Source organism: Marivita sp. NO-S04 (assembly GCF_059070475.1).
The window spans coordinates 3,253,003-3,266,236 of record NZ_CM180980.1 but is presented as its reverse complement, the minus strand read 5'-3'; the positions used below and the strand labels follow the sequence as shown (position 1 = coordinate 3,266,236).

The 13,234-nt window shown below is 58.3% G+C and carries 14 protein-coding genes; 5 read left to right on the top strand and 9 right to left on the bottom strand.

All coding sequences use genetic code 11. From position 1 onward, the window contains the following. Positions 1-20: 20 nt before the first annotated feature. Both ACK3EW_RS16670 and ACK3EW_RS16665 read right to left on the bottom strand, forming a co-directional pair. Positions 21-845 carry a putative hydro-lyase gene (locus ACK3EW_RS16670; protein ID WP_439118944.1) on the bottom strand — a complete coding sequence of 275 codons (825 nt, stop codon included), beginning with the start codon at positions 843-845 and terminating at the stop codon, positions 21-23. Between the two features lie 95 nt (positions 846-940). Further along, positions 941-1,819 (bottom strand): LysR family transcriptional regulator, encoded by an 879-nt coding sequence (locus ACK3EW_RS16665; protein WP_085628461.1) that lies wholly within the window; start codon positions 1,817-1,819, stop codon positions 941-943. 263 nt (positions 1,820-2,082) lie between these two features. On the opposite strand from ACK3EW_RS16665, the gene ACK3EW_RS16660 reads away from it, so the two are divergent. From ACK3EW_RS16660 to uvrC, 5 genes are all read left to right on the top strand, one after another. Continuing rightward, on the top strand, positions 2,083-2,880 hold the full coding sequence (locus tag ACK3EW_RS16660) for a S49 family peptidase (RefSeq protein ID WP_439118945.1): 798 nt from the start codon (positions 2,083-2,085) through the stop codon (positions 2,878-2,880). A gap of 1 nt (position 2,881) precedes the next feature. Then, positions 2,882-3,049, top strand: a complete 168-nt coding sequence (locus tag ACK3EW_RS16655; protein ID WP_420870483.1) for a hypothetical protein — start codon at positions 2,882-2,884, stop codon at positions 3,047-3,049. 7 nt (positions 3,050-3,056) lie between these two features. Beyond that, the gene (locus tag ACK3EW_RS16650) at positions 3,057-4,004 is read left to right on the top strand and encodes a calcium/sodium antiporter (RefSeq protein ID WP_493809749.1); all 948 of its coding nucleotides are present in this window, start codon (positions 3,057-3,059) and stop codon (positions 4,002-4,004) included. A gap of 18 nt (positions 4,005-4,022) precedes the next feature. Then, on the top strand, positions 4,023-4,802 hold the full coding sequence (locus tag ACK3EW_RS16645; RefSeq protein ID WP_493807047.1) for an SDR family oxidoreductase: 780 nt from the start codon (positions 4,023-4,025) through the stop codon (positions 4,800-4,802). A 311-nt stretch (positions 4,803-5,113) separates the two neighbouring features. After that, the gene (gene uvrC / locus ACK3EW_RS16640) at positions 5,114-6,982 is read left to right on the top strand and encodes an excinuclease ABC subunit UvrC (protein ID WP_493807046.1); all 1,869 of its coding nucleotides are present in this window, start codon (positions 5,114-5,116) and stop codon (positions 6,980-6,982) included. Positions 6,983-7,014: 32 nt separating this feature from the next. On the opposite strand, the gene ACK3EW_RS16635 is transcribed toward uvrC, so the two are convergent. The 7 genes from ACK3EW_RS16635 to ACK3EW_RS16605 form a co-directional block, all read right to left on the bottom strand. Continuing rightward, complete coding sequence (locus tag ACK3EW_RS16635; protein ID WP_493807045.1) at positions 7,015-7,395, bottom strand: hypothetical protein; 381 nt, start codon at positions 7,393-7,395, stop codon at positions 7,015-7,017. A 102-nt stretch (positions 7,396-7,497) separates the two neighbouring features. Further along, on the bottom strand, positions 7,498-7,929 hold the full coding sequence (locus ACK3EW_RS16630) for an acyl-CoA thioesterase (protein WP_439118949.1): 432 nt from the start codon (positions 7,927-7,929) through the stop codon (positions 7,498-7,500). Beyond that, positions 7,929-8,687 (bottom strand): TIGR02186 family protein, encoded by a 759-nt coding sequence (locus ACK3EW_RS16625; protein WP_493807044.1) that lies wholly within the window; start codon positions 8,685-8,687, stop codon positions 7,929-7,931. Before ACK3EW_RS16625 ends, ACK3EW_RS16630 begins: the two co-directional genes overlap by 1 nt. After that, positions 8,687-9,601: a sulfite exporter TauE/SafE family protein gene (locus tag ACK3EW_RS16620; RefSeq protein WP_493807043.1), complete on the bottom strand. Its 915-nt coding sequence runs from the start codon at positions 9,599-9,601 to the stop codon at positions 8,687-8,689. Before ACK3EW_RS16620 ends, ACK3EW_RS16625 begins: the two co-directional genes overlap by 1 nt. A 158-nt stretch (positions 9,602-9,759) precedes the next feature. After that, entirely contained in the window at positions 9,760-10,674 is a 915-nt protein-coding gene (locus ACK3EW_RS16615; protein ID WP_493807042.1) for a sulfite exporter TauE/SafE family protein, read from the bottom strand. 161 nt (positions 10,675-10,835) lie between these two features. After that, entirely contained in the window at positions 10,836-11,801 is a 966-nt protein-coding gene (locus ACK3EW_RS16610; RefSeq protein ID WP_439118952.1) for an ABC transporter permease, read from the bottom strand. Further along, positions 11,801-12,892, bottom strand: a complete 1,092-nt coding sequence (locus tag ACK3EW_RS16605; RefSeq protein ID WP_493807041.1) for an ABC transporter permease — start codon at positions 12,890-12,892, stop codon at positions 11,801-11,803. The genes ACK3EW_RS16610 and ACK3EW_RS16605 overlap by 1 nt, the downstream gene beginning before the upstream one ends. Positions 12,893-13,234 lie beyond the last annotated feature (342 nt).

The window sequence follows — 13,234 nt, the reverse complement described above, 5'->3', positions numbered from 1 at the left end:
GTCTCCTTGTTGGATCGGTTTTATGTTTGTTTCAGGATCGTGGTCTCGGCATCTTCAGCCACATCCGCGATCAGCATGTGCCCTGGCGAATGTGTGATGCAGAGCGGCAGCCCAGCCGCCAGAAGAACATTTTGCGGGGTCACGCCACAGGCCCAGTAGACCGGCATTTCGCCATCGTGGATCTCGACCGCATCCCCCCAATCGGGCTGTGACAGGTCGGGAATGCCGATCTTGGCCGGATCACCACTGGCAATCGGCGCGCCATGCGCCTGCGGATAGCGGGCACAGATTGCGCGGGTCTGCTCAACCTGATGCTCGGGGATTGGGCGCATCGTCACCACCATCTCTCCGCCGAATGGCCCAGCAGGCACAAGGTCGATGCTGGTTCGGAACATCGGCACATTTCGCCCGCTCTCGATATGGCGTACCGGGATATCGTTTCGCATGAGCGCGTTCTCGAAAGTGAACGAACAGCCAAGCGCGACAGTCACAAGATCATCGGCCCAGACATTGCTGATATCCGTCACTTCCTCGCTGAATGCACCGTCGCGAAAGACACGGTACTTCGACACATCCGTGCGAATGTCGATGTCCCGCCCCAGGGTCCGCATCTGCGGATCGCCTGTATCTCCAACGCCGACAACCGGACAGGGCTTTGGGTTGCGCTGGCAAAAACGCAGAAAATCCAAAGCATAGCGTTCCGGCAAAATGGCAAGGTTGCATTGCAGATAACCGGCGGCCAGACCAGCCGTATGCCCGGCATAGGCTCCGCGACGGATCGCGGCCCGAACCTCAGTGGGCGGGGCACCAATCAGACTGGAATGCGAAACAGACTCTTCTGCCATCGAGCGGTCCTTTGCTTGGATGCTGAACCATCACACGGCCGCTTGCTTTCGTGCAAATTATCATTTTATATCAATAACGATAAAAATAATTGATCTCACTTGGGGTGAGATCTGTCCCACTTCAAAGCCACCTCACGCGCGAATTCCGCACTTCTTTCAACAAGAAAGCTGCGCGGCTCCGACAGGTAGGATGCGGTGAAGGCCAAGGGCTGCGGATGAAACCCTGGATCAAATTCCACGATTTGACCAGACTTCAAGAAATCATCGGCCAGAGCGCGGGGGTAGGGGCCAACCGCGATTCCCGCCGCAATCATCTTGAGACTCGCAGACAAGGATGCTGACGTATAAATGCGCAACTTCGGCCCCACTCGGCGGGACAGTTCCGACGTTAGTTCGCGGTAAGGCCGCGTCTTGCTGGCATAAGAAATGACCGGGATTTTGCTCAGGTCCGTCTGCGGGTTCGACGTTGACCGATACCAGTGAAGATCAAAGGTCGGCAAAGGTACGTTCTCGACGGAAAACTCCGAAATTGGCCCCATGAGCAACGCAAGATCGAGGCTCCGCTCCAGCAAGGCAGAACGGAGGTTCAACGAAATATCGACCGTCAGATCGACGTTCACCCTTGGGTAATGTTCGCTGAACGTCTTGAGGAATTCTGGCAGCCACGCCTGCGCGATTGTCTCGGACGCACCAACGCGAAACAGGCCTTCGGTTTCCGACGGGTTCGCGACGCGCTGTTTGATCTCTTCTTCGACGAACAGCATCTGTTCCGCATAGGACAAAAGCAGCGTGCCATGCTTTGTCAGGATCAACTCGCCGGATCCGCGCTCAAAAAGCGGAACCTTGAGTTCTTGTTCGAGATTGGAGATGCGCGTCGACACGGCGGGCTGGGACAAATGCAGCTTGTCGGCGGCTTTGCGAAACCCGCCCAGACGTGCCACCCACAGGAAAGTCCGGATCTGATCGAAGGTCATGGGCTTTCATAGAATTTATCAGCCACGGCGCAAAATGATAAATTGATTGGTGATCATGTTGTGATGCCTGTTTCCGCGCAGGGCACCCGGAATTACACAAAAGTTAACATAGGGTTAATGGGGCCGCTTCGGCCCTAATGTTTCGCGTGCGAAACAATAGGTCATAAAGGGTGCCTTTTCCCTCTGCGTCCCACGTCCCACAGGGCCGCCATATTTCTTGCGATGCCTTGTATGCCCCCCACCCACATTCTACATGGGCCCATATGAAGCGTTTTATCCCATTTGTGAAATCCAACCCCATCGTCGCTGTGGTTCGGATGCAAGGTACGATTGCGGCAGGGTCTCGCGGGACTCTGAGTGACGCAAGCCTCCGCTCTCTTCTCGAGAAAGCGTTTCGCAAGGGCAAGCCCGCCGCTGTGGCGATCGAGATCAATTCGCCGGGTGGATCGCCGGTCCAAAGCTCTCTGATCGGAGCGCGCATTCGGCGGCTGGCCGATGAAACCGAAGTGCCTGTCTACGCCTTTGTCGAAGACGTGGCCGCGTCCGGTGGCTACTGGATCGCAAGTGCGGCGGATGAAATCTATGCTGATCCTGCGTCTATCCTCGGTTCAATCGGCGTGATCTCTGCCGGGTTCGGTGCACACGTCTTTCTGCAACGACAGGGCATCGAACGGCGCGTCTATACGGCTGGCAAATCCAAATCCATGCTCGACCCGTTCCGCCCCGAAAGCGAAGACGACGTGGCGCGGCTGAACAAGCTGCTGGGTCAGTTGCACGAAACCTTCATCACTCAGGTCAAAACCGGTCGTGGCGAAAAGCTCGCTGACAATCCTGATCTTTTTACGGGTGAAATCTGGGTAGGACAGGGCGCAGTCGATGTCGGTCTTGCGGATCACATCGGACACCTCGTTCCGGCCATGAAAGAGCGGTTCGGCGACAAGGTAAAGTTCCGCCGCTACGAACAACGCCGTCCCTTCCTCAGCCGTTTCGGCGCGAAACTCACCGACGATGCACTCAGCGTCATTGAAGAGCGTGCCGAGTTCGCGCGGTATGGGCTCTGACGTGATCAGCAAGATCGTTATTCTCTTCCTCGTCTTCATCGCTGTGCTTGCCATGTTCGGCAAACTGCGCATCCCCGGTGCGAAACGTCTGGCTAGTGCCAAGTGCCGCAAATGCGGACGCTATCGCATCGGCAAAGGGCCATGCCCCTGTACCGGAAAGGCAAGCTGACATGATGATGATCTGGGGAGGTGTGGTCATCGGATTGGTGATCCTGCTTTTGGCAGGCGATGCGCTGGTCAAAGGTGCGGTGAACCTGTCCTTGCGCATCGGCATCCCGGCCCTAATCGTTAGCTTGACCGTGGTCGCCTTTGGGACCTCTGCGCCGGAACTGCTCATCTCGATCAAGGCGGCGATGGAAAACGTGCCGGGCATCGCGCTTGGGAACGTGGTTGGGTCGAACACGGCCAATGTCCTTCTGGTATTGGGCATTCCCGCCTTCCTGGCGGTGATGCACACCAGCGAATGCGACACACGCAAAAGCTATGTGATCATGTTGGCATCGTCGGTGCTGTTTATTGCGCTGGCGTTCCGGGGCGTGTTTGATTGGACCGCAGGTATTGTGTTGCTGGTTGTCCTCGCGGTGATCCTTGGTGATTCCATGCGCGAGGCATTGGCCCACAGGCGCGCTGGTAAGGATGCGGATGATGAGGAAGAACCCGAAGGCGCCGACCCGGACATGCCCTGGTGGAAAATCATTCTCTACCTCGTCCTGGGTCTTGTCGGATTGCCGCTTGGTGCGGACCTTCTTGTCGACAGCGCAGTCGAGATCGCGACGACCTTTGGCGTCAGCGACATGGTGATCGGCCTGACCCTGGTCGCTTTGGGCACGTCGCTGCCGGAACTGGCAACGACCGTTATGGCGGCGCTGCGGCGGCAGGCGGATGTGGCGCTGGGCAATGTGATCGGCTCGAACATGTTTAACCTGCTGGCCATCATCGGTGTCGCATCCCTGATCGCGCCGATCCCGGTCGATCCCGAATTCCTGCGCTTTGACCTTTGGGTGATGCTGGGTGCATCGCTTCTGATCTTCCCGCTGGTCTTCTTGGCCCGCGACCTGACGCGTATCTGGGGAGTGGTCTTGTCGGCGCTTTATCTGGGCTACATTGCGCTTGTCATTATGTAAGCGCGAAAGGCAGACCCCATGAGCAAGGCATTGATCACAGGCGCAGGCAAACGGCTGGGTCGCGCGATGGCGCTCTACCTTGCGGATCGCGGTTTTGATGTCGCGGTGCACTATGCAAGCTCTGCCGATGCCGCAGAAGAGGTGGCAGACCTGATCCGCGCCAAGGGGCAGCACGCCTGCACGGTGCAGGCAGACCTTTTGAATGAGAGCGAGACCCAAGCCCTGACCGACGCTGCAGTCGCAGGGATCGGTGGGCCGTTGACGGTGCTCGTCAACAACGCGTCGATCTTTGAGTATGACAACGTCGAAACAGCGACCCGCGAAAGCTGGGACCGGCATCTGGAAAGCAACCTGCGTGCACCGTTTGTGCTGACCCAGCGTTTCGCAGCGCAACTTCCCGCGCCCGAGATGGATGAGATGAACGAACCCGTCGCATCTGGCCTGGTGATCAACATGATCGACCAGCGGGTGCGCAAGCTGACACCGGAGTTCATGACCTACACAATCGCCAAGATGGGGCTGTGGGCCTTCACCCAGACGGCGGCACAGGTGTTGGCACCGGCTTGTCGCGTCAATGCCATTGGTCCCGGTCCAACCTTGCGCGGAGGTCGCCAGAGCGAAGCACATTTTGCAAAGCAGCGCGCGGCCACGGTTTTGCAGCGGGGGGCAAATACGTCGGACATCACCGGAGCGTTGGGTTATTTTCTGGATGCTCCCGGCGTCACTGGTCAGCTTCTTTGTGTCGATGGTGGACAGCATCTGGGATGGCAGACACCGGACGTAATTGGCGTCGAATGATGCGACTGAAAAACAAGTTTTGCACTGGTTAGACTGACGTTACGAAAACGTTACGAAAGTGTTAATGTTTTCAGTGGCTTGTCGTTGATGCATTTAAATTGTTATTAAAATCAATATCTTGCAAATATGCCTAAAAAATGTGCAAGTCAGGGAGGGTGCCGAAATACAAGGGAAAAACCCTCACGTTCAAAACTTCTCCGCAGACTTATCCACAGAAAGCGTGGATGCCTTAGAGGTTGCATCATGGGGGGCGATGGGGCAGCGAAACCGGGAGAATCGTACAAACCCGGAAACCGTAAATCTAGGCTGACATGACCAAGGAAACCGACGCTGACAATCTGACCGGATACGCCTGTATTCAGAGCTATCTCAAGACGTTGGACTCCAGTCCGGGTGTCTACCGCATGCTGGATTCGCAAGCGCGCGTGCTTTATGTCGGCAAGGCACGCAACCTCCGCGCGAGGGTTTCGAACTACTCGCGGCCATCGCCGCAGCACTCGGGCCGCATCGCCCGGATGATTTCGGAAACCGCGTCGATGATGTTCCTGACGACGCGCACCGAAACAGAAGCGCTTTTGCTGGAACAGAACCTAATCAAGCAGCTCAAACCGCGCTACAACGTGCTCTTGCGCGACGACAAGTCGTTCCCGAACATTCATGTCACGGCTCATCCATATCCGATGATCCACAAACATCGCGGCGCGAAGAAAGACAAAGGTGCGTATTACGGTCCCTTTGCCAGTGCGGGTGCGGTCAATCGGACGCTGAACCAGTTGCAGCGGGCGTTTCTGCTACGCAATTGTTCCGATGCGATGTTCGACAGCCGGACACGGCCCTGCCTGCAATACCAGATCAAGCGCTGTTCCGGGCCCTGTGTAGGCAAGATCAGCGAAGCGGACTACGCTGCCAGCGTTAAGGACGCCGAGCGCTTTTTGTCGGGCAAATCAACCAATGTGCAGGAAACGCTGGCGAAAGAGATGGCCGAGGCCTCTGAGGCCATGGAGTTCGAGCGCGCCGCAGCTTTACGCGACCGCATCCGAGCCCTGACACAGGTGCAGACGGCGCAGGGGATCAACCCGCGCGGTGTGACCGAGGCGGATGTGATCGCCCTTCATCTTGAAAAGGGGCAGGCATGCGTTCAGGTGTTCTTTATCCGGGCGAACCAGAACTGGGGCAACCGTGACTTCTATCCGCGTGTCGGGCCGGACGTGGAAGAGGCCGAGGTGCTGGAGGCGTTCCTTGGCCAGTTTTACGACACCAAGGAACCGCCAAAGCTCTTGTTGCTCTCGCACCCGATCGAGAACGAAGATCTAATGACAGAAGCACTGTCGGGCAAGCTGGGCCGCAAGGTCGAGATTGCTGTGCCGCGTCGGGGTGAGAAGTCTGAACTGGTCGACGGCGCATTGCGCAACGCGCGGGAAAGCCTGGCGCGACGGATGGCGGAAACGGCAACGCAGGCCAAACTGTTGCGCGGTCTGGCGGAGGCGTTTGGGCTGGATACGCCGCCCGATCGGATCGAGGTCTATGACAACAGTCATATTCAGGGGACCAACGCCGTCGGGGCAATGATCGTTGCGGGGCCCGAGGGATTTCTCAAGAGCCAGTATCGCAAGTTCAACATTAAGGGGGATGAACTGACCCCCGGTGATGATTTTGGCATGATGAAAGAGGTGCTGACCCGGCGGTTCAAGCGTTTGCTCAAAGAGGATCCCGAGCGGAATAAGGGGCTTTGGCCCGATTTGCTTTTGATCGACGGTGGTGCTGGGCAGGTGTCTGCTGTCCGCGAGATCATGGAAGAACATGGCGTCGGGGATGTGCCGATGGTCGGTGTGGCCAAAGGTGTGGACCGCGATGCAGGCAAGGAAGAATTCCACCGCTCGGGCACGCGGCCCTTTGCCCTGCGCCACAATGATCCGGTCTTGTACTTCGTCCAACGCCTGCGTGATGAGGCACACCGCTTTGCCATTGGCACGCACCGCGCGAAGCGGGCAAAGTCGCAAATGGCGAACCCCCTGGACGAGATTTCGGGTGTTGGTGGCGCGCGCAAGCGGGCGCTTCTGGCGCATTTCGGGTCTGCGAAAGCTGTCAGCCGGGCAAACCTTGCAGACCTCAAAGCGGTGGAGGGTGTCAGCGAGGCGCTGGCCGAGCGGATTTACGGCTTTTTCCACGAGAACAGCTGACACGCTGGCGCGCTTTGGCGTTCCGTTTCAGATCACTGAATCGACAGGTCGATATTGAAGCCACTGGTCTTGCCTGTGTCTTCGTCGTTGCCCATGTGGTAGACGCGAATGGCGTAAGTTCCTTTTTCGGGTAGGCTGACAGTGGTTGTGTTTCCATTCATAGAGCTGTTGTAGATCGCAACACCATCACTGCCCGGAGGCAGGATATTGAAGTAGACAGTGCCGTTGCCGTTGCTGTCGGTCACAGTCAGCTCAACAAACATCTCCTGTCCGGCGTTAGCTCCCAGCAAATAGTCAGTGTACTCTTGCCCAGTGATGGTGCCTGACACCATTGTCCCGAAATTACCCGGTGCAAACTTGACGTCTGATTTGGATTGCGCGGCCACATTGGTGGCCAAAGCCAGTCCAAGCATGGTGGCAAGCAGGCGATTTGTTGGGAACGGAATGAGCGAGTCTCCTGAACTTTTCAAAGACAGAGTACCCCGACTTCATTGCGCGTCAAAATTGTATTTGTTTCACGTCTTTATGCTCTTGAGAATGGCAAGCACCGTGTTGGATAGCGGGGCTGGGCGCCCATCGGAGCCGACATACACTTGCGTGAAAAAGCCTTCGGCCCCGGCGGTGTTTTCGTCATTGCCAAAGAGTGCGATCTCATAGCGGAAGGACGAGGTGCCGATATGCGCGACTCGGATGCCTGCGGTGAGAATGTCCGGGAAGCTCAATTCAGCGTGGTACCGGCAGCCGCTTTCGACAACGAGAAATTTGGTCGCGTTGGGGCCGCGGATCTCGATGCCTTTTTCCATTTGCCACAAACTCACTGCAGTGTCGAAGAGGGCGTAATAGGTGGCGTTGTTGAGATGCCCGTATTCGTCGTTGTCCTGCCAGCGTGTCGGCAGGGTGCGGAAGGCGCAGTAGTCAGCGCGGGTTCCGGGGGGCGTACGAGGCATCAGCCGGACCGCATCAGCCTGAAGGCGGCCGATGCACCCCAGCCCGCCGCGATGGCGATGGCAAGGGACAGCAGACCATAGACCAAAGGCTGCTGGCGCGACAGGTTGAAGAGCCAGCGTTCAAGGCCGACCTTGCGCACCTCGATGCTGGTTTCGTATTTTGACACGACCTTACCGCCGCGGGTCAGGAACACGCGCGTTGCGTATTCGCCTTCGGTCAGGTTTGCCGGCATCTGGATCGCGGTGTTGAACAAGGTGGATTCGCGCAGATCTACTGCGCCCTCATCCAACACGTAGAGACCGTTCGCCATCCGGATGCGCACCAGCGCGTCGATGAATTCTTGTGGGTTGGCGACTTGCGACCATGCCCCGATTGAGCGGATGCGGCGCGGGATCGACACGTTGTGGCGCAGGTCATCGGCTTCGTTTAGCACCTGTTGCCAAGGGGCTGAGGTGGAAATTGCATAAAAGCTTGGTGCCGCGGACACATCCATTGCATCGGTGTTCACCCAGATGCCAAGAACGCGGTCCTTACGGCGCACAGTGATCGGAGCCTGTGGGCCGGAAATGGTCACGATCACCTGGATCGGTTCGTTCTGAGGGATCGGCACTTCGCGCTTGATTGCGCCGTAGATGATAACCTCTGAGCCGTCAAAATTGGTTGAGATCGACACCTGGTCCCGGCTGAGACCAAGCACCACTTCTTCGGCTTTCAGAGGGGTGGCCAAAAGCAGGAGGATCAGGAGCAGACCGCGCATCAGTGACCTCCTGCCGTGCCGATTGAGAACAGCTCGGACGGTTGGATCAGAAGGTCGAGCGCGAGCTTTCCGCAGACTGCAAGAACCATGATCGCCAAAAGGATGCGCAGTTGCTCGGCCTTGAGCTTGGCCCCGATTACGGTGCCGATCTGCGCTCCGACGACGCCGCCAATCAGCAGCAGCACGGCCAGAACCATGTCCACTGTGTAGTTCGTGGTGGCGTGCAGCAGGGTGGTGAAACCGGTCACAAAAATGATCTGGAACAGCGAGGTGCCGACAACCACCTTGGTGGGCATGCCAAGAAGGTAGATCATCGCGGGAACCATGATAAAGCCGCCGCCCACACCCATGATCGCGGCAAGGATCCCGACCAGAATACCAACGATCACCGGTGGGATGACCGAGATATAGAGCCCCGAGGTGCGAAAGCGCATCTTGAACGGCAGGCCGTGAATCCAGTTATGCTTCTTGCGCTTGGGTGCCACGCCGGAACGCGTCTTGCGGATCGCGTTCAGGCTTTCGACGAACATTAGGGAACCGATGACGCCAAGAAAGACGACGTAGCAGAGTTTGACCAGCAGATCGACCTGACCAAGGCTCTTGAGGTAGTTGAAGAGCCAGACACCCAACCCGGCACCAAGGAGCCCGCCGACCAAAAGGACCGTCCCCATTTTGAGGTCGACCGTCTTGCGTCGGAGATGGGCGAGAACACCCGAGAAAGACGAGGCGACGATCTGGTTCGCCTCGGTTGCGACTGCGACAGCGGGTGGAATGCCGATGAAGAACAGAAGCGGCGTCATCAGGAAGCCCCCCCCGACGCCGAACATGCCAGACAGAACACCAACGATCCCGCCTAGGCCAAGCAGTAGAAACGCATTGACCGAAATTTCGGCGATGGGGAGGTATATCTGCATAGTCTTCTGTAGCCTCATGGGCTTGGCGCTTTCAAGCGTCGAAGGAGAGCGCCATTGGTTGTAGCGCGGTCGTGTCTGATCCTGGGCACAGTACATCCCATATGGCGCCGCAACGGCGCTTGGAGCGGGACATCCCATTCTGTTGGACCAACGGAGGATCATTTCTCGATCACCTCCGTGACCGAGTAGATGTCAGCGGGCGGAATTGCGAGATCAATGGCCAGCTTGGCGCATACCAGCAGGACGAGACCGGCCAAGAGGATCCGCAATTGTTCGGCTTTCAGGCGCAACCCGATCATCGCGCCGAATTGCGCGCCCACAACGCCGCCGATGAGAAGCAGGACGGCCAGCAGAATATCCACTGTGTAGTTCGTCGTGGCATGCAGCAGTGTCGTGAACGCGGTCACGAAGATAATTTGGTAGAGCGATGTGCCCACCACCACTTTTGTGGGCATGCTCAGAAGATAGATCATGGCGGGGACCATGATGAAGCCGCCGCCCACACCCATGATTGCCGAAAGAATGCCAACCAGTAGACCGACCAGCAGTGGTGGAATGACAGAGATGTAGATTCCGGACACCCGGAACCGCATCTTGAGCGGCAGGCCATGCACCCAGTTGTGTTTGCGCCGTTTCGGCGCGACCCCCCGGTTGGCCCGGCGCAAGGCCTGCAGGCCTTCGACAAACATCAGGCTGCCGACCGCGCCCAGGAAGACGACATAGCACAGGTTCACCATCAGGTCGACTTGGCCCAGCGTCTTGAGGAAATTAAAAATATAGACCCCAAACGCAGAGCCTATGAGGCCGCCCGCCAGCAGGATGCTCCCCATTCGGAAGTCGACGTTGCGGCGTCGGATATGTGGCAAAAGCGCAGAGACTGAGGAACCGACGATCTGGTTGGCCGAAGTCGCGACAGCCACTGCCGGTGGGATACCCACGAAAAACAGCAGGGGTGTGATCAGAAAGCCGCCCCCGACGCCGAACATGCCCGAGAGCAGGCCCACCAGTCCTCCCAATCCAAGAAGCAGGAACGCGTTGACCGAGACTTCTGCGATGGGCAGGTAGATTTGCATGGTCGTCCTTAGTCGCAAGCGACGGCGCGTTTCAAGCGATGCGGTGCCGCAGGTGCAAAAAGGACTTACGAAAGTGGGTCAACTGGACTCAGGGGCGGGACGGGTGATGCGTCGACGCATCACCCGTTTCCGTTGATGTAAACGCCCGCTTAACCTGAATGTCAGCGTTCCTTGACGTAGGGCTCGCCACCGGCACGCGGCGGAATCGCCTTACCGACGAAACCGGCAAGGATCACCACGGTCAGGATGTAGGGCAGCGCGTCCATGAACTGCACCGGCACGACAAAGGCCCCAAGGTCGATGTTCTGATACCGCAGCGCTACGGCCTGAAGTAGTCCGAAGAGCAGGCAAGCATAAAGCGCATACCACGGCCGCCACTTGGCAAAGATCAGCGCTGCCAGCGCGATAAAGCCTCGCCCGGCGGTCATGTCCTTGACGAAACCAGCCTGCAAGGCCGTGGCAAGGTAGGCGCCCGCAATGCCGCAGAGCACGCCGCAGATGCCCACTGCAACATAGCGCAGGCCGACGACTGAGATGCCCGCGGTATCGACGGCCTCGGGCGCTTCGCCCACGGCGCGTAGGCGCAGTCCAAAGCGTGTCCGGTAGAGCAGCCACCACGTCAATGGCACCATCGCAAAGGCGACGTAGACAAGGATCGAATGACCCGAGATCAATTCGGCATAGATCGGACCAATGAGCGGCACGCCAGCGAATTCTGCGGCACCGGGGAGTATGATGGGTTCAAACCGGCCCGCCCCGATGAGCGATGGCGTCCGTCCGCCTTGGCTGAACCAGTCCTGCGCGATCAGGACGGTGAGACCTGCCGCGAGAAAGTTGATGGCGACACCCGAGATCAATTGGTTGCCCCGGAAGGTGATGGACGCCAGCCCGTGCAACACGGAGAGCGCCAGTGAGGCAAGAATACCTGCCCCAAGCCCCATCCAAACGTCACCTGTGATTGCTGCGATGGCGGCTGAAAAGAACGCCGCGGCAAGCATTTTGCCCTCGAGGCCGATGTCGAAGATGCCAGCACGTTCACTGAAGAGGCCTGCCAAACAGGCCAGAAGCAGCGGTGTTGCAAGGCGTACAGTGCTGTCGAGCACCTGAAGCAGTGTTGCGAAATCCATCAGGCTTTCCTCCGGGCGGCGAGGAAGAGTTTTTCAAGTGGCATCCGCACCATATTGTCGAGCGCCCCGGTGAAGAGGATGACCAGCGCTTGGATCACTACGATCAGTTCGCGTGGGATATTCGTCCAAAGCGCCAATTCTGCGCCGCCTTGGTAAAGGAAACCAAACAGCAGCGCGGCCAGCAGAACACCCAACGGATGCGAGCGGCCCATCAGCGCGACCGCGATGCCGATGAATCCAGCGCCTTCGGTCGCGTTCATGACAAGGCGTTCCGCCTCGCCCACCGTGGTGTTGAGTGCCATCATCCCAGCAAGACCACCCGAGATCAGCATGGCAACCACGGTGATCTTGACGGGGCTGATGCCTGCGTATTTTGCAGCCGATTCAGATTGGCCAAATGAGCGGATTTCGTAGCCCAGCTTGGTGCGCCAGATCAACACCCAGACGGCAAGGCACATGAAAACCGCCAGAAAGAAGGTCACATTGGCTGGAGCGCCCCGGAACATCGCGGTTTCTGCGGTCGAGAACATGTCCTGAAAGGTGGGCAATTGCGCAGCTTCTGGGAAGCGGGCGGTGGCCGGGTCCATGGCACCTTGGGGGCGCAGGATATTCACGAGGATGTAGTTGAGAATAGCGGCGGCGATGAAGTTGAACATGATCGTGGTGATCACGATATGGCTGCCGCGTTTGGCTTGGAGATAGGCAGGGATCAAGGCCCACATCGCGCCGAACAGCGCGGCCGATACTGTTGCACCCAGCAGCGCCACGTACCAGTTGGGCCAAGGGATATAGAGACAGGCCAGCGCCACGCCCAAACCGCCGATCATCGCCTGACCCTCGCCGCCGATATTGAACAGCCGCGCATGGAAGGCGACGGCCACAGCAAGGCCGGTGAAGATGAAATTGGTCGCGTAGTACAGCGTGTAGCCCCACCCCGACGATCGCATCAGCGCACCGTCGACCATCAGCTTGAACGCCGCTACCGGGTCTTCGCCAATGCCGATGATCACCAGTGCCGACAGGATCGCGGCAAGAAGAAGCGAAATCAGGGGGACAAGGACCGCGTCGGCCCAACCGGGCATCTTATCCATCTTTGCCGCCCTCCTCGGGGTCTTTTATAGGGTCTGATTTGGTATCCGACGACTTTGGCCGCTCTGGTGTCGACTGGGTGAGTGTTGCGCTTAGGCTGCCAAGGCTGATCGCTTCGGTTTTTGCAGGTGGTGTTTCGATATCGACGGGATCGGTACTGAAGGTCATCGGTTCTTCGTGCGGCATTGTCGGCGATGCGATGTCCGGGGCGGACGGGGCCTCGGTCTTGGTCTCGTCGTCTGCGCTGATCTCGGGGGCTGTGTCGGTTCTGATATCCGGCGCAGTTTCTTCCACCTGCGCCTCGACTGGAGCTACTTCCGCTCCCGCGTCGGTGGTGGTCAGTT